Annotated in this window: 15 protein-coding genes; 7 read left to right on the top strand and 8 right to left on the bottom strand. The window is 72.1% G+C overall.

All coding sequences use genetic code 11. The annotated features are described in order from the left end of the window. The first annotated feature begins 380 nt into the window (after positions 1-380). The 5 genes from folP to B100_RS0118110 all read left to right on the top strand — a co-directional run bounded on the left by folP (position 381) and on the right by B100_RS0118110 (position 3,555). Positions 381-1,286: a dihydropteroate synthase gene (folP, locus tag B100_RS0118130; protein ID WP_037723007.1), complete on the top strand. Its 906-nt coding sequence runs from the start codon at positions 381-383 to the stop codon at positions 1,284-1,286. Next, entirely contained in the window at positions 1,283-1,786 is a 504-nt protein-coding gene (locus B100_RS0118125) for a nuclear transport factor 2 family protein (RefSeq protein ID WP_024885845.1), read from the top strand. The genes folP and B100_RS0118125 overlap by 4 nt, the downstream gene beginning before the upstream one ends. Positions 1,787-2,038: 252 nt before the next feature. Continuing rightward, a complete protein-coding gene (gene folB, locus B100_RS0118120; RefSeq protein WP_024885844.1) occupies positions 2,039-2,398 on the top strand; it encodes a dihydroneopterin aldolase in 360 nt (119 codons plus the stop codon). Further along, positions 2,395-3,006, top strand: a complete 612-nt coding sequence (gene folK, locus B100_RS0118115; RefSeq protein ID WP_024885843.1) for a 2-amino-4-hydroxy-6-hydroxymethyldihydropteridine diphosphokinase — start codon at positions 2,395-2,397, stop codon at positions 3,004-3,006. Before folB ends, folK begins: the two co-directional genes overlap by 4 nt. Positions 3,007-3,066: 60 nt before the next feature. Further along, positions 3,067-3,555, top strand: a complete 489-nt coding sequence (locus B100_RS0118110; protein ID WP_024885842.1) for a DUF3180 domain-containing protein — start codon at positions 3,067-3,069, stop codon at positions 3,553-3,555. A 79-nt stretch (positions 3,556-3,634) separates the two neighbouring features. Here B100_RS0118110 and folE read toward each other — a convergent pair whose 3' ends face one another. From folE to dacB, 6 genes are all read right to left on the bottom strand, one after another. Then, positions 3,635-4,240 carry a GTP cyclohydrolase I FolE gene (gene folE / locus B100_RS0118105; RefSeq protein WP_024885841.1) on the bottom strand — a complete coding sequence of 202 codons (606 nt, stop codon included), beginning with the start codon at positions 4,238-4,240 and terminating at the stop codon, positions 3,635-3,637. A 142-nt stretch (positions 4,241-4,382) separates the two neighbouring features. Continuing rightward, complete coding sequence (ftsH, locus tag B100_RS0118100) at positions 4,383-6,422, bottom strand: ATP-dependent zinc metalloprotease FtsH (RefSeq protein ID WP_024885840.1); 2,040 nt, start codon at positions 6,420-6,422, stop codon at positions 4,383-4,385. A 188-nt stretch (positions 6,423-6,610) separates the two neighbouring features. Next, positions 6,611-7,171, bottom strand: a complete 561-nt coding sequence (hpt, locus tag B100_RS0118095) for a hypoxanthine phosphoribosyltransferase (RefSeq protein WP_037723004.1) — start codon at positions 7,169-7,171, stop codon at positions 6,611-6,613. 69 nt (positions 7,172-7,240) lie between these two features. Further along, on the bottom strand, positions 7,241-8,269 hold the full coding sequence (gene tilS, locus B100_RS0118090; protein ID WP_024885838.1) for a tRNA lysidine(34) synthetase TilS: 1,029 nt from the start codon (positions 8,267-8,269) through the stop codon (positions 7,241-7,243). Between the two features lie 195 nt (positions 8,270-8,464). Then, positions 8,465-9,598 (bottom strand): zinc-dependent metalloprotease, encoded by a 1,134-nt coding sequence (locus tag B100_RS0118085; RefSeq protein WP_024885837.1) that lies wholly within the window; start codon positions 9,596-9,598, stop codon positions 8,465-8,467. A gap of 275 nt (positions 9,599-9,873) precedes the next feature. Beyond that, positions 9,874-11,466: a D-alanyl-D-alanine carboxypeptidase/D-alanyl-D-alanine endopeptidase gene (gene dacB / locus B100_RS0118080; protein WP_024885836.1), complete on the bottom strand. Its 1,593-nt coding sequence runs from the start codon at positions 11,464-11,466 to the stop codon at positions 9,874-9,876. Between the two features lie 79 nt (positions 11,467-11,545). On the opposite strand from dacB, the gene B100_RS0118075 reads away from it, so the two are divergent. Together B100_RS0118075 and B100_RS0118070 are read left to right on the top strand one after the other, a co-directional pair. Further along, positions 11,546-12,037 carry an inorganic diphosphatase gene (locus tag B100_RS0118075; protein WP_024885835.1) on the top strand — a complete coding sequence of 164 codons (492 nt, stop codon included), beginning with the start codon at positions 11,546-11,548 and terminating at the stop codon, positions 12,035-12,037. Between the two features lie 130 nt (positions 12,038-12,167). Further along, entirely contained in the window at positions 12,168-13,868 is a 1,701-nt protein-coding gene (locus B100_RS0118070) for a threonine/serine exporter family protein (protein ID WP_024885834.1), read from the top strand. Positions 13,869-13,903: 35 nt separating this feature from the next. On the opposite strand, the gene B100_RS0118065 is transcribed toward B100_RS0118070, so the two are convergent. Next, the gene (locus tag B100_RS0118065) at positions 13,904-14,914 is read right to left on the bottom strand and encodes a VTT domain-containing protein (RefSeq protein ID WP_024885833.1); all 1,011 of its coding nucleotides are present in this window, start codon (positions 14,912-14,914) and stop codon (positions 13,904-13,906) included. A 189-nt stretch (positions 14,915-15,103) separates the two neighbouring features. Then, positions 15,104-15,865 carry a MerR family transcriptional regulator gene (locus B100_RS0118060; protein ID WP_024885832.1) on the bottom strand — a complete coding sequence of 254 codons (762 nt, stop codon included), beginning with the start codon at positions 15,863-15,865 and terminating at the stop codon, positions 15,104-15,106. Positions 15,866-15,943 lie beyond the last annotated feature (78 nt).

Below are 15,943 nucleotides of genomic sequence, written 5' to 3'. Positions count from 1 at the left end.
GGACCCGCATTCCACTTCGCCCCCGCCGCCACCACCCCGGGACCCTCTCCGCGCCCCGCCCTGCCCCGCGCCCCTCCCGCCGGGCGCGCCCCCGCCCGCGCCGCGCCCGTCCCCGGCCCGCTCCCACCCGCGCGCCCCACAACGGCGCCCCACCCGGGGCCGCCTCCCCGAGTCGCCGATCTCCCGGCCGGAGATCCCGTTCCGCCCGCCCCCTGTGAACCGCGATTCCCGCCCTTTCCCGCCTCCCCCGATCTCGCGCGCACAGCCCCGCCGCAATGCGCGGGCGAAAGGCACCCGCAATCCCCGCCGCCCGTTTCCCCGCTCCCCGCCCACCGGCCCGCGCGGCATCCGGGACCCGCCCCGGGGCCTACGCTGAACGTATGAGCAATCACAGCGGACGCCGTCAGATCGCGGGCCTCCCCCACTGGGACCGGTGCGCGGTCATGGGAGTCGTGAACGTCACCCCCGACTCCTTCTCCGACGGCGGCCGCTGGTTCGACACGACGACCGCCGTCAAGCACGGCCTCGACCTGGTCGCCCAGGGCGCCGACCTCGTCGACGTGGGCGGCGAGTCCACCCGCCCCGGCGCCACCCGCGTCGACGAGACCGAGGAGCTCAAGCGCGTCATCCCGGTGGTCCGCGGCCTCGCCGCCGAAGGCGTCACCGTCTCCGTCGACACCATGCGCGCCTCCGTCGCCGAGCAGTCGCTCACCGCCGGCGCCGCCCTGGTCAACGACGTCAGCGGCGGCCTCGCCGACCCCGCCATGATCGGCGTCGTGGCCGCCGCCGGCGCGCCCTTCGTCGTCATGCACTGGCGCGGCTTCCTCGAGGGCGGCAACGTCCGGGGCGTGTACGACGACGTGGTCACCGAGGTCGCCGACGAACTGCGCGCCCGCGTGGAGGCCGTGCTGGAGGGCGGTGTCGCCGCCGACCGCGTGATCGTCGACCCCGGCCTCGGCTTCTCCAAGGACGCCGGACACGACCTCGCGCTGCTCGCCCGACTCGACCGCCTGACAGGCCTCGGCCACCCCCTGCTCGTCGCCGCGTCCCGCAAGCGGTTCCTCGGCCGGGTGCTGGCCGGCCCCGACGCCCCGCCCCCGCCGGCCCGGGAGCGCGACGCGGCCACCGCCGCCGTCTCCGCCCTCTCCGCACAGGCCGGCGCCTGGGCGGTGCGCGTGCACGAGGTCCGCGCCAGCGCGGACGCCGTACGGGTCGTCCGCGCGATGGACCAGGCGCGCGCCTACGTCCCCACACCTCCCGCATCCGGCGCGGAAGGAGCCCGGTGACCGCTCCCCACACCGACGTCGAGCAGGTCGAGGCCGCCAACACCGCCTTCTACGAGGCACTGGAGCGCGGCGACTTCGAGGAGGTCGCGTCCGCCTGGCTCACCCCCGCCGACCTCGGGGTCGACGAGACGTACCACGACCCCGCCGACAGCGGCGTGGTCTCCTGCGTGCACCCCGGCTGGCCCGTGCTCACCGGGCGCGGCGAGGTGCTCAGGTCGTACGCCCTGATCATGGCGAACACCGACTACATCCAGTTCTTCCTCACCGACGTGCATGTCTCCGTCACCGGCGACACCGCCGTGGTGACCTGCACGGAGAACATCCTCAGCGGCGGGCCGGCCCCCGAGGCCGGCGAGGAGCTGGGCCCGCTGGTCGGCCAGCTCGTCGTCGCCACGAACGTCTACCGCCGCACCACAGCCGGCTGGAAACTCTGGTCCCACCACGCCTCGCCCGTCCTCGCCGAGGAGGACGACGGCGAGGACGACGAGACACCGGCCTGACCGGCACGGGACGCGCCCGGCGGCCCGCCCGACGTGGCGGGAATCACCACAGGGGGTGCGAGGGGCGCCACCGGCCCGTGAGCACCCCGCCCCGGCTGGGCAGACGCACAGAGAGGACAACGGACGCCGGACCGCGGCGGCCACCCCGCGCGACCGGCTCCGTCGCCCGCCGCGGGTAGATTCGAGGGCGGGCCGGTGTGCCGTCCGCACAGGCACCGACCGGCCGGACCGACGACTGCAGGAGTGATTCGCGTGGATCGTGTCGCGCTGCGCGGCCTGAAGGCCCGTGGGCACCACGGAGTGTTCCCGAAGGAGCGCGAGGAGGGCCAGACCTTCCTCGTGGACCTCGTCCTCGGCCTGGACACCCGGCCGGCCGCCGCCGACGACGACCTGACGAAGACCGTGCACTACGGCATCGTCGCGGAGGAGGTGGTGGCCGTCGTCGAGGGCGAGCCCCTCAACCTCATCGAGACCCTCGCCGAGCGCATCGCCCAGGTCTGCCTGAAGCACGACGTCGTGCAGGAGGTCGAGGTATGCGTCCACAAGCCGGACGCGCCGATCACCGTGCCCTTCGACGACGTGACCGTCACCATCACCCGGAGCCGCGTATGACCAGGCCGTCCACCACGGGCCACACCGACCCGACCGTCCAGCCCGTCCCCGCCTCCGTGGTCGAGCGGGTGGACGCGGCCGACACCACCCTGCAGAACCCCAAATGGGCCGTGGTCTCCCTCGGCGCCAACCTGGGCAACCGTCTGGAGACCCTGCAGGGGGCCGTGGACGCCCTGGAGGACACCCCGGGCATCCGCGTCAAGGCCGTCTCCCCCGTGTACGAGACGGAGCCCTGGGGCGTCGATACCGGCAGCCAGCCGTCCTACTTCAACGCCGTCGCCGTCCTGCGGACGACCCTGCCGCCGTCCTCCCTCCTGGAGCGCGCACACGCCGTCGAGGAGGCCTTCCACCGCGTACGGGACGAGCGCTGGGGACCGCGCACCCTGGACGTGGACATCGTCGCCTACGCCGACCTCCACTCCGACGACCCGCACCTCACCCTCCCGCACCCGCGCGCCCACGAGCGGGCCTTCGTGCTCGCCCCCTGGCACGACATCGACCCCGCGGCGGAGCTCCCGGGCCGCGGCCCGGTGGCCGACCTGCTGGACGCCGTCACCCGCGAAGGTGTCACGCCCCGCGCCGACCTGGAACTCCGGCTGCCCGAGTAGCCGTTAAGGTCGAGACGGCCACAGCCCGGGGCACCGGTCCGGGGAACGCGAAGGGACACCGTGAAAGAGCTGCGCATCAGGGTGCTGGCCGGCGTCTTCGTCGTCGCCGGAGTCCTGTCCTGGGCCGGAGCCCGCCTGTGGAACTCCTTCGGGACCCTCCCCAGCGTGCCCGTCGCCGCGCCCATCGTGCTCGCCCTGATCGCCGTGGTCCTCGCGGCCACCGCGCTCTCCCTGCGGGCCCGCCTCAAGGCGCAGCGCGAGCGCCGGCCCGACGCCAAGGGCGTCGACCCCCTGATGGCGGCCCGCGCGGTGGTCTTCGGGCAGGCCAGCGCCCTGGTGGCCGCCCTGGTCGCGGGCCTGTACGGCGGCACCTTCGTGGTCCTGCTGGGCTCCCTGGACATCCCCGCCCGCCGCGACCAGGCCATCTACGCCGGCTTCTCGGTCGTCGCGGGCATCGGCGTGATAGCGGCGGCGATCTTCCTGGAGCGGGTCTGCAAGCTCCCGGAGGACGAGGACGACGACCACCCGGGCACGGCCCCGGCGAGCTAGGGACGTCGTACACGGAGGTAGGGGCACGGTTCGCGCGAACCGTGCCCCTACCTCCGTGGCCCCTTCTCCGTGTACGACGTCAGCGCGCCATGATCAGGCTCATCGCCTCGTTGCGGGTCGCCGCGTCCCGCAGCTGGCCGCGCACGGCCGAGGTGAGCGTCTTGGCGCCGGGCTTGCGGATGCCCCGCATCGACATGCACATGTGCTCGCACTCCACGACCACGATCACCCCGCGCGGCTCCAGGATCTCCATCAGCGAGTCGGCGATCTGCGTGGTGAGCCGTTCCTGCACCTGCGGGCGGCGGGCGTAGACGTCCACCAGCCGGGCCAGCTTGGACAGTCCGGTGATCTTCCCGCTGGTGGACGGGATGTACCCGACGTGCGCCACGCCCCGGAACGGCACCAGGTGATGCTCACATGTCGAGTACACCTCAATGTCCTTGACCAGCACCATCTCGTCGTGGCCGATGTCGAACGTCGTCGTCAGGACGTCCTCGGGCTTCTGCCACAGCCCCGCGAAGATCTCCCGGTACGCCCGCGCCACCCGCGCCGGCGTCTCCTGCAGGCCCTCACGGTCCGGGTCCTCGCCCACCGCGATCAGCAGTTCGCGCACGGCGTCGCGGGCCCGCTTCTCGTCGAACTCACCGACGGGGGCTATGCCGTCCAGCGTCACGGGGTCGGTCATGGGGTGCCTCGTTCCTGATGCCTGCACGCGTGAGGGGCACGCGTCTCGAACTGCGGGATACGCAAATGCCGCGTCCCCCAGGCTAGAACCTGGGGGACGCGGCATCCATTCCGGGCCCGGTGGGGGCGCGGGGAGCCTTGGATCAGCTCTCCGGGCGCTCCTCCGGGGACCGCTCCGGCTGCGGGGCGGGCTCCGTCGTGGCGGTCTTCGTGGTGGAGATGGCCGGCGTCGCGCCGTTCGCCCCGTTCGTCAGAGCCAGCTCCTTGGGGGAGAGGACCGGCGGGCGGGTGGACGGCGTACGGCGGGAGGAGCCGGTCCAGGCGGGCCTGGGCGGCCGCTTGACGATCGGCGCGAAGATCTCGGCGATCTCCTCCTTGCCCAGCGTCTCCTTCTCCAGGAGCGACAGGACCAGGTTGTCGAGGACGTCGCGGTTCTCGACGAGGATCTCCCACGCCTCGTTGTGCGCGGTCTCGATGAGCTTCTTGACCTCTTCGTCGACCAGCGCGGCGACCTCTTCCGAGTAGTCGCGCTGGTGAGCCATCTCCCGGCCGAGGAAGGGCTCGGTGTTGTCGCCGCCGAACTTGATGGCGCCGAGCCGCTCGGTCATGCCGTACTGGGTGACCATCGCGCGGGCCAGTCCGGTGGCTTTCTCGATGTCGTTGGCGGCACCGGTGGTCGGGTCGTGGAAGACAAGCTCCTCCGCCGCGCGGCCGCCCAGCATGTAGGCCAGCTGGTCCAGCATCTCGTTGCGCGTGGTGGAGTACTTGTCCTCTTCCGGCAGGACCATGGTGTAGCCGAGCGCCCGGCCTCTCGACAGGATGGTGATCTTGTGGACGGGGTCGGAGTTCGGTGAGGCCGCCGCGACCAGGGCGTGTCCGCCCTCGTGGTACGCGGTGATCTTCTTCTCCTTGTCCGACATGATCCGGGTCCGCTTCTGCGGGCCCGCCACCACACGGTCGATCGCCTCGTCCAGCATGTGGTTGTCGATGAGCTTCTGGTCGCTGCGCGCGGTGAGCAGCGCGGCCTCGTTCAGCACGTTGGCGAGGTCGGCACCGGTCATGCCGGGCGTGCGGCGGGCGACGGCGCCGAGGTCGACGTCCGGGGCGACCGGCTTGCCCTTCTGGTGCACCTTCAGGATCTCGAGGCGGCCCTGCATGTCCGGGCGGTCGACCGCGATCTGGCGGTCGAAACGGCCGGGACGCAGCAGCGCCGGGTCGAGGATGTCCGGGCGGTTCGTGGCGGCGATGAGGATCACGCCGCCCTTCACGTCGAAGCCGTCCATCTCGACGAGGAGCTGGTTCAGGGTCTGCTCACGCTCGTCATGACCGCCGCCGAGGCCGGCGCCGCGGTGGCGGCCGACCGCGTCGATCTCGTCGACGAAGACGATCGCGGGGGCGTTGGCCTTGGCCTGCTCGAACAGGTCACGGACCCGGGAGGCACCGACACCGACGAACATCTCGACGAAGTCGGAACCGGAGATCGAGTAGAACGGCACGCCCGCCTCGCCGGCGACGGCGCGCGCGAGCAGCGTCTTGCCGGTACCGGGCGGGCCGTAGAGCAGCACGCCCTTGGGGATCTTGGCGCCGACGGCCTGGAACTTCGCCGGCTCCTGCAGGAACTCCTTGATCTCGTGGAGCTCCTCGACGGCCTCCTCGGAGCCCGCGACGTCGGAGAACGTCGTCTTCGGGGTGTCCTTGGTGATGAGCTTCGCCTTGGACTTGCCGAAGTTCATGACGCGGGAGCCGCCGCCCTGCATCTGATTCATCAGGAACAGGAAGACGACCACGATGAGGACGAAGGGAAGCAGGGACAGCAGAATGCTCACGAAGGGGTTCTGCTTGGACGGCGAAACGGTGTAGCCGTCCGGGATCTGCTTGTTCTGGAACTTGTCCTGCAGCGTGCTGGCGATGGTGACGCCCTGGTCGCCGATGTAGCTCGCCTGGATCTTCGAGCTGCCCTCGACCTTCTGGCCGTCCTTGAGCTCGACCTTGATGATCTGCTCGTCGCCGGTGGTCAGCTTGGCCTGTTCGACCTTGTTCTCATTGATCGCCTGGACGACCTGGCCCGTGTCCACCGTCTTGTAGCCGCCGGACGAACCGACGACCTGCATCAACACGACCACGGCAAGGACGGCCAGCACGATCCACATGACCGGCCCACGGAAGTATCGCTTCACGTCCATCCATACGGAGCGGTGCCGCCCCGTCCCTCCTGCCATAGTGAGTTTGATAAAGGCTGTTCTTCGGACGGTACCCCAGCATGGCCCCCCGAAGCTGCGGGGGACGGCCGACAGTGGCGCCCACGCATGCTCCAACGCCGAGGAGCCCGCCGGGGTTCCCGATCATGTACGGCGGCCGGGGCCGCCCGGGTTCAACCGCCGTAGACGTGGGGCGCGAGCGTACCCACGAACGGGAGGTTGCGGTACTTCTCGGCGTAGTCGAGGCCGTAGCCGACGACGAACTCGTTGGGGATGTCGAAACCGACCCATTCGACGTCGATGGCGACCTTGGCGGCCTCGGGCTTGCGCAGCAGCGTGCACACCTTGAGGGAGGCGGGCTCGCGCGAGCCGAGGTTGGAGATCAGCCAGGACAGGGTCAGTCCGGAGTCGATGATGTCCTCGACGATCAGGACGTGCCGCCCCTTGATGTCCGTGTCGAGGTCCTTGAGGATCCGCACGACGCCGGAGGACTGGGTGCCCGCCCCGTACGAGGACACGGCCATCCAGTCCATCGTGACGGGGGTGGACAGCGCCCGGGCGAGGTCCGCCATCACCATCACCGCGCCCTTGAGCACGCCGACGATCAGCAGGTCCTTGCCCGCGTACTCCGCGTCGATCTTCGCCGCCAGCTCCACCAGCTTGGCGTCGATCTCTTCCTTGGTGATGAGTACCTTCTCGAGGTCGGCACCCATGTCGTTCGCGTCCACCCGCATCACTTTCGGTCGTCCCACCGGCCGGTCCGGTCCGCCCCGCGACTCGTACGGGTCGGTGGGGTCCGGATTTCAGCCCTGCCGAATCACCAGTCTGCCACCCTGCCGGCGGGCGACGACCCGGCCGGGGAGATTGATGGCCCCCTGACCGCGCCAGCCGGTGATCAGCCGGTCGACCTCCTCGATGTGGCGGGCGAACAGCGAACCGGCCGGGGCGCCCGCCTCGATGGCGGCCCGGCGCAGCACCCGCCGGCGCACGGCGGGCGGCAGGTCGTGCAGGGCGTCGCACTCCAGGCGGCCGTCGCCGTCGCGGACGCCGGCCGCGGCCTTACCGGCCCAGGCGTCGAGGGCGTCCGCGTCGTCACGGGAGAGCTGGGCCGTACGGGCGAGCGCTTCGACGACGCCCTTGCCGAGGGCCTTCTCCAGGGCGGGCAGGCCCTCGTGGCGCAGCCGGGAGCGGGTGTAGGCGGGGTCGGTGTTGTGCGGGTCGTCCCAGACGGGCAGGGACTGCACCATGCAGGCCTTGCGGGCGGTCTGCCGGTCGAGCCGGAGGAAGGGGCGCCGGTAACGGCCGTCGGCCCCCGAGACCGCGGCCATGCCGGACAGGGATCGGATGCCGGAGCCGCGCGCGAGGCCGAGCAGGACCGTCTCGGCCTGGTCGTCGCGGGTGTGGCCGAGCAGGACGGCGGCGGCGCGGTGGCGCTCGGCGGCGGCGTCGAGGGCGGCGTAGCGGGCGTCCCGGGCGGCGGCCTCCGGACCGCCGTCGCGGCCGACGGTGACGGCGACCGACTCGACGGGGTCCAGGCCGAGTTCGCGCAGCCGGGCGGCGACCTCGGCGGCGCGCAGGTCGGAGCCCGACTGGAGGCCGTGGTCGACGGTCACGCCGCCGGCGCGCAGGCCGGCCCGTGGGGCTTCGAAGGCGAGGGCGGAGGCGAGTGCCATGGAGTCGGCGCCGCCGGAGCAGGCCACGAGGACGAGCGGGGAGGAGGACCGCTCGTCGGTCGCGGGCCGGCCGGGCGGTCGGCCGTGTTCGGCGAGGATGTCGTTGAGGACGCGGCGGACCGCCAGGCGTATCGCCGCGACCGCAGGATGGGGACCCATGTCCGGTTCCCTTCGATGATGTTCCGGGGGGTTGAGCCCGAAGGTTCGGTCACGCAGAGTGTGTAGATGGTGACAGAACCGGGCCGTTCCCCGAGCATTGCACGCCTGTCCTGGGCCCACGGTCCCTCGGACGGGTGATTGGCGGGGCGTCCGTCTGCCGTCGGCCGGACACCCCGCGCGACCGGGGCGCGGTGCTCATGCCTCCGGTTTGCTGTGCACCCGGGTGATCCAGTCCGCCGGTTTGCCGATCTCCGCCTTGGTGGGGAGCGTGTTGGGCGAGGTCCACACGCGGTTGAAGCCGTCCATGCCGACCTCGTCGACGACCGCGCGGACGAAGCGTTCACCGTCGCGGTACTGGCGCAGCTTGGCGTCCAGGCCGAGCAGCTTGCGCAGGGCCATGTCCAGGCGGGAGGCGCCCTTGGCGCGGCGCTGCTGGAACTTCTCGCGGATCTCGGCGACGCTCGGCACGACCTCGGGGCCCACGCCGTCCATGACGTAGTCGGCGTGCCCCTCCAGCAGGGACATCACCGCGGTGAGCCGGCCGAGGATCTCGCGCTGGGCGGGGGTCTGCACGATCTCGACGAGGGAGCGTCCGTCGTCGCCCTCCTCGCCCTCGGGACGGCCGCCGGCGAGCGACTGGGCCGCCTCGCGCACCCGTTCCAGGACGGTCATGGGGTCGACGTCGGTCTCGCCCAGGAACGCCTGGATCTCGCCCTCCAGGTGGTCCCGCAGCCAGGGCACGGCGGTGAACTGGGTGCGGTGGGTCTCCTCGTGGAGGGTCACCCACAGACGGAAGTCGTGCGGCTCGACGTCGAGTTCGCGTTCGACGTGCACGATGTTCGGGGCGACCAGCAGCAGCCGCCCGCCGCCGCCCGCGCCGGCCGGGAGGTCGCGGGTCGCGGGGGCGAAGGTCTCGTACTGGCCGAGGACGCGGGAGGCGAGGAAGGACAGCAGCATGCCCAGCTCCACGCCGGTGACCTTGCCGCCGACGGCGCCGAGGACCGCGTTGCCGGGGCTGGTGCCGCGCCGCTCCTGCATCTTGTCGAGCAGGGGTTTGAGCAGTTCGCGGAAGCCGGCGACGTTGGCCCGGACCCAGCCGGGGCGGTCGACCACGAGGAGGGGCGTGTCGTGGGTCTCGGCGGTGCCGAGACCCGTGAAGCCGCGGACGTGTTCCTCCGCGGCCTGGGCGTGACGGCGGAGTTCCGCGACGACGGCGCGGGCCTCGTCCCGGCTGACGTCGGGGCCCGGCCGCATGAGCCTGGTCGCGGTCGCGACCGCGAGGTTCCAGTCGACCATCCCGGAAGAGGCAGCACCACCGATGCTCGTCATGCGTCAACGGTACGTGAGTGGTGGGGTTACGGGCAGGGCGAGGAAGCGGGCCCTAGGGCGACGTGGTCACCCCGCCCTTGTCGGCCGGCCCCGCGGGAGGGCTGCGACACCCTGGCCCCGCTTCAAGGGTCACCCCCCGACACCCCCGTTCGCGCAGTTCCCCGCGCCCCTAGGGGGCTGCCGTCCCCGGCACCCTGGCTCGCCCCCTCAGGGGCGCGGGGAACTGCGCGACGGGGGTGAGGGGAGTCGCCCCCGCCTTCGCAGCGCGGGGGGCGTCAGCGGCAGCCGCAGGCTGACAGGGCTGTGGCTGCCTTGTCGAGGGCTGTCTGCGCCGCGTCCGGCCCCGGGGTGTCGTTGGCCAGGAAGGCGAACGCCAGAAGACGCCCGTCGCGGTCGACGACCGTACCGGCCAGCGTGTTCACGCCCGTCAGCGTGCCGGTCTTGGCCCGGACCACACCGGCCGCACCGTCCTCGTACCGGCCGGACAACGTGCCGGTGAAGCCGGCGATCGGCAGCCCGGTGAGGACGGGCCGCAGCTCGGGGTGGGCCGGGTCGCCGGCCTTGACCAGCAGGCCGGTGAGCAGGTCGGCGGTGAGCCGGTCACCCCGGTCGAGACCGCTGCCGTCCTTGACCGCGATGCCCTTCACAGGCAGTTTCAGCTGCTTCAGACGGGCGGTGACCGCCGCTCCGCCGCCCGCGAAGTCGGCCGGCTTGCCGGTGGCGAGTGCGGTGTGCCGGGCGAGCGCCTCGGCGAGGTCGTTGTCGCTGTGGGTCAGCATCCGCTCCACGAGCGAGGCGAGCGGCGGCGAGGAGACCGTCGCGAGGGTGGTGGCGCGGGTGGTCGACTTGGACGGGCCGGGCGGCGTCGCCGTGATCCCGTGCTCCTTCAACAGGTCCCCGAACGTCCGGGCGGCGTCGGCCGCGGGATCCGCGACGCGGGGCGCGGGTCCGCTGGAGGAGTCGTCGGTACGCCCCTCGTCGGCCATCAGGGGCGTGACGGCGGCGAGGTTGGGGTTGACCCCGATCGGGTGCGTCGTGCCGCCCTTGTAGAGCGTCGTGTCGTACGACAGCGTCACCTTGCGCACGCCCCGCTTGCCGAGGGCCGCGGCGGTGCGCGCGGCGAGGTCCCGCAGGCTCGCGAACCCCTTGGCCTGCTTGCGGGCGGTGAGCGTGGGGTCGCCGCCGCCGACCAGGACGACCTCGCGGGTGTCGGGTTCGTAGACCGTCCGGGTGGTGAGGCGGTGGTCGGCGCCCAGGGCGGAGAGCGCGGCGACGGCGGTGGCGATCTTCGTGGTGGAGGCGGGGGTGAGCGCGTCGCCGGAACCCGTGCCGTAGAGCCGCCTGCCGGTGGCGACGTCGACGACGGCGGCGGAGCGGCGGCCGAGCGCCGGGGTGTTCAGCAGCGGGTCGAGGACGGCGGCGAGCGCCTTCCCCGCGGGCGCCGACCGCACGGTGGTGGCGGTACCGCCGAGGCCGGTGAGCACGGACGGGGCGGGCGGGACGGCCTCGGGTCCGCGCGGCGGGGTACCCCCGTGCGCCCGGGAGCCGTCGTGATCTGTGCCACGCGAGGCGGTCAGGGCCACGGCCCGGTCCCGCTCGGCCGTACGCTGACCCGTGGAGTCCCAGGGGCCGGCGACGGTCACCACACCCGCGGCCAGCGCCAGACCGGCGGTGGCGGCGGTCGCGGTGTACCAGCCGGTGCCGGGCCGCGCGACCCGCGGGGCCTGCGGCGATCCCGGCCGGCCCCACCGCGTGAACCACGGCCCGGCGGCCGCGGCGACGCGCGCCAGACGCGGTCGTACGGCGTCCGCGATCCGCACGACGTGCGGTCCCGCGGCCCGCCAAGGCCTCAGCTCTGGCACGATCACCAGCCCCTTTCGCGATCACACACCTGCGTGAGGGACACTTAACCACCAGAACTATGTACTGATCATGGAGGAGCGTCCGGTGGAGTTCGACGTCACGATCGAGATCCCGAAGGGTTCGCGGAACAAGTACGAGGTGGACCACGAGACGGGTCGGATCCGCCTGGACCGTCGGCTCTTCACCTCGACCGCCTACCCGACCGACTACGGCTTCGTCGAGAACACCCTCGGCGAGGACGGCGACCCGCTGGACGCGCTGGTCATCCTGGACGAGCCGACGTTCCCGGGCTGCCTGATCCGCTGCCGCGCCATCGGCATGTTCCGCATGACCGACGAGGCCGGCGGCGACGACAAGCTGCTGTGCGTCCCGTCGACGGACCCGCGCGTGGAGCACCTGCGCGACATCCACCACGTGTCGGAGTTCGACCGTCTGGAGATCCAGCACTTCTTCGAGGTCTACAAGGACCTGGAGCCCGGCAAGTCCGTCGAGGGCGCCGACTGGGTCGGCCGGGTGGACGCCGAGGCCGAGATCGAGCGGTCCTACAAGCGCTTCAAGGACCAGGGCGGCCACTGAGCACCGCCGCCGAGAGGCACCGGACGGGCCGCACGCGCACGCGTGCGGCCCGTCTCGCTGTGCCTGCGCAACACCGGCGTCGCAAGGGGCACACTGAAGGACGGTGTCGTCAGCAGGGAGAGCACAGCACGTGACGGACGCGGAGGACCGCAAGCCACAGTCGGACGAGGCGAGGACCGGCTTCGTACCCCCCTCCGGTGTCGCGGCGCCGGCCGACAGCGAGTCGCAGACGACGTCCGAGTTCGCCGTCCCCGACGGGCTGGCCGTGCCGAAGCCGGGCACGGAGTCCGAGACCACCTCGGAGTTCGCCCTTCCGGACGGTCTGGACGTGACCCCGCCTCCGCCGTCGCCGGAGGTGGAGGGGTCGGCGTTCAGCACGCCGAGGACCTACAGCGCACGGCAGGCCGCGGCCTTCACCCCGCCGGCCGGCGTCCCGCTGGTGCGGCTCACCAAGGACGTGCCCTGGCAGGACCGGATGCGCACGATGCTGCGCATGCCGGTGACCGAGCGGCCCGCCCCGGAGCCGGTGCAGCGGCACGACGAGGCCGGTCCGGCCGTGCCGCGCGTGCTGGACCTGAGCCTGCGTATCGGGGAGCTGCTGCTGGCCGGCGGTGAGGGCGCCGAGGACGTGGAGGCGGCGATGTTCGCCGTGTGCCGCTCCTACGGCCTGGACCGCTGCGAGCCCAACGTCACCTTCACCCTGCTGGCGGTCTCCTACCAGCCGTCGCTGGTCGACGACCCGGTGACGGCCTCCCGTACGGTGCGCCGCCGCAGCCCCGACTACACCCGGCTGGCGGCCGTCTACCAGCTGGTGGACGACCTCAGCGACGACGAGACGCAGGTGTCCCTCGAGGAGGCCTACCGGCGGCTGGCGGAGATGCGCCGTAACCGGCACCCCTACCCCGGCTGGGCGCTGACGGCCGCGAGCGGGCTGCTCGCCGGCTCGGCCTCGGTGCTGGTCGGCGGTGGTCTGCTGGTGTTCGTCGCGGCGGCGGTCGGCGCCATGCTCGGCGACCGGCTGGCCTGGCTGTGTGCCGGGCGCGGGCTGCCGGAGTTCTACCAGTTCACGGTGGCCGCGACGCCGCCGGCAGCGATCGGCGTGGCACTGACCCTGGCGCACGCGGACGTGAAGGCGTCCGCGGTGATCACCGGTGGTCTGTTCGCGCTGCTGCCCGGACGGGCGCTGGTGGCGGGCGTGCAGGACGGCCTGACCGGCTTCTACATCACGGCGTCCGCGCGGCTGCTGGAGGTCCTGTACTTCTTCGTCGCCATCGTGATCGGTGTGCTGACGGTGCTGTACTTCGGCGTGCAGCTCGGCGCCAACCTGGTCCCGGACGCGGCGCTCGGCGGCTCGGACCCGCAGCCACTGCTGCAGATCGCGGCGTCGCTGGGGCTGTCGCTCGCGTTCGCGGTGCTGCTCCAGCAGGAGCGGGCCACGGTGCTGATGGTGACGCTGAACGGTGGGATCGCCTGGGTGGTCTACGGGGCGATGCAGCAGACGGGCGACATCTCGCCGGTGGCGTCCACGGCGGTGGCGGCGGGTGTGGTCGGCCTGTTCGGGCAGCTGCTGGCCCGCTACCGGTTCGCCTCCGCGCTGCCGTACACCACGGCGGCGATCGGCCCGCTGCTGCCCGGTTCCGCCACGTACTTCGGTCTGCTGGGCATCGCGCAGAACGAGGTCAACCGGGGTCTGACGTCGCTCACCAAGGCGGTGGCGCTGGCGATGGCCATCGCGATCGGGGTGAACCTCGGTTCGGAGATCTCCCGGCTGTTCCTGCGGATCGGCTCCGCGGAGAAGCGCCGGGCGGCGAAGCGGACGCGAGGCTTCTAGGCCTCGGCCCGCGGCAGCCGCCGCCCGGCTCCGGCTCAGTAACCGCCGTTGTACGGCTGCTGCTGGTCGTACTGCTGGTCGTTCCCGTAGGGGTGCTGCCGGTCGTTCCCGTAGGGCTGCTGCTGGTCGTTCCCGTAGGGCTGGCGCGGGTCGTACTGCCCGCCGTCGCCGTACGGCTGCTGCTGGTCGTACCTCTGACCGTCCCCGTACGGCTGCTGACGGGGCTGCTGCTGCGGGTGGCCGTTCGGGGTGCCGCCGTAGGGCGGGCGGGACTGCTGCTGCGGGTGGCCGCCCTGGTTGCCGTAGTGCTGCTGGCCGGGCTGCTGCGGGGCGGCCGGGGTGACGCGGCGCAGCTGGGTGGTGGCGTCGTCCATGACCGGCGGCTGGGCGTACTGCGGGGCGGCGGCCGGGGCCTCGGCGGCGGCGCGCTTCTTCTTCCCGCGTTCGCGCAGGTACTCGATGAGGATCGGCACCACGGAGACGAAGACGATCAGGATGAGGATCGCCTCGACGTTGGCCTTGATGAAGCTGATCTGGCCGAGCCAGTACCCGGCGAGGGTGACACCCGTGCCCCAGGCGACACCGCCGATGACGTTGTACGTGAGGAACGTGCGGTACTTCATGCGGCCGGCGCCGGCCACGATGGGCGCGAAGGTCCGCACGATGGGGACGAAGCGGGCCAGGACGATCGCCTTGGGGCCGTACTTCTCCATGAACTCGTGGGCCTTCTCCAGGTTCTCCTGTTTGAAGAGCTTGGAGTTGGGCCGGCTGAACAGCCGGGGCCCGAAGAACTTGCCGATCATGTAGCCGACCTGGTCGCCGATCACCGCGGCGAGCACGATCAGGAGGCACACCAGCCACAGCGGCTGGCTGATGTAGGTCCCCTCGGCCACGAACAGACCCGCCGTGAACAGCAGGGAGTCGCCGGGCAGGAACGCGAAGAGTCCGGACTCCGCGAAGACGATCAGCAGGATGCCGGGGAGGCTGAAGGTCTCGATGAGGTAGTCCGGGCTCAGCCACTCGGGGCCGAGCGCAAGCGTGGTCACGGGGATGTGGCTCCTGCAGCTGGGGGTCAAGGGCGGGGGCTGGCTGCCCAAATTATGAACGCAACCATTGAAGCCCAGGTTCCGCGGGGGTACCCAGGATGCACTGTGCCCCTGCCCGGGGAAAGCCGCGAGCCGGCGCCGTGGGTGATCGCCGCTGGTCGTGGCCCGGGGCGTCCGGGCCACGACCGCTCAGGCGGTGTGCCGCAGGGCGTTGGCGAGGATCGCGTCCCGCATGTAGGCGGCCAGACCCGGCTTGGCCTGGTCGATGTTCCGCGTGAACCGCTCGTCGCTGACGTACATCTCGCCCAGGCAGGTGTGCATCTCGTGGCCGCAGTCGTAGTGGTTGCGGGAGATGCCCTGGCGGTGGTCCTCGGCGACGTCCATCGCCGCCTCGGAGTCCGCCGGCTCGCCCGCGTCCATCAGGGCGACGAAGCGCCGGGTGAGCTCGTCGGCCTCGTCCTGGATCCGCTGCCAGTCCTCCTTGGTGTAGGAGGCCGTCCGCTCCCGCGACTGACGGTAGGCGTCGGTGTCGCCCCAGCGTTCCTGCACCTCCTCCTGGTACTGGTCGGGGTCGAAGTCCCCGAAGACCTCGAACTTCTCCTCCGGTGTCAGGTTGATCCCCATCGTGCGTGCCTCCATGGCCTGTTCCACGGCCGCCGCCATCTTCTGCAGCCTCTCGATCCGGGCGGTCAGCAGGTCGTGCTGGCGGCGCAGGTGCGCGCGCGGGTCCGCGTCCGGGTCGTCGAGCAGGGCGGCGACCTGCTCCAGCGGGAAGCCGAGCTCGCGGTAGAACAGGATCTGCTGCAGCCTGTCGAGGTCGGCGTCGCCGTACCGGCGGTGCCCCGCGTTGCTGCGCTCGCCCGGCACCAGCAGGCCGATGGCGTCGTAGTGGTGCAGGGTGCGCACCGTGACACCGGCGAAGCCGGCCACCTGTCCTACGGTGTAGCTCACTTCCGCTCTCCTTCCGTTCCGCGCCCCAGCCTGGGTCCTCACGCCACGTGAGGTGCAAGCGGGTTCCCGGTTTATCCC

This window comes from Streptomyces sp. CNH189 (assembly GCF_000527195.1).
This window is presented reverse-complemented; position numbering and strand designations above follow the sequence as displayed.

What these genes read in the sequence shown, in the direction of transcription:
- folK (WP_024885843.1), top strand. Translation starts at nt 2,395, where the DNA reads ATGACCAGGCCGTCCACCACGGGCCACACCGACCCGACCGTCCAGCCC.
- ftsH (WP_024885840.1), bottom strand. Translation starts at nt 6,422, where the DNA reads ATGGACGTGAAGCGATACTTCCGTGGGCCGGTCATGTGGATCGTGCTG.
- folP (WP_037723007.1), top strand. Translation starts at nt 381, where the DNA reads ATGAGCAATCACAGCGGACGCCGTCAGATCGCGGGCCTCCCCCACTGG.
- hpt (WP_037723004.1), bottom strand. Translation starts at nt 7,171, where the DNA reads ATGCGGGTGGACGCGAACGACATGGGTGCCGACCTCGAGAAGGTACTC.
- folE (WP_024885841.1), bottom strand. Translation starts at nt 4,240, where the DNA reads ATGACCGACCCCGTGACGCTGGACGGCATAGCCCCCGTCGGTGAGTTC.
- tilS (WP_024885838.1), bottom strand. Translation starts at nt 8,269, where the DNA reads ATGGGTCCCCATCCTGCGGTCGCGGCGATACGCCTGGCGGTCCGCCGC.
- B100_RS0118085 (WP_024885837.1), bottom strand. Translation starts at nt 9,598, where the DNA reads ATGACGAGCATCGGTGGTGCTGCCTCTTCCGGGATGGTCGACTGGAAC.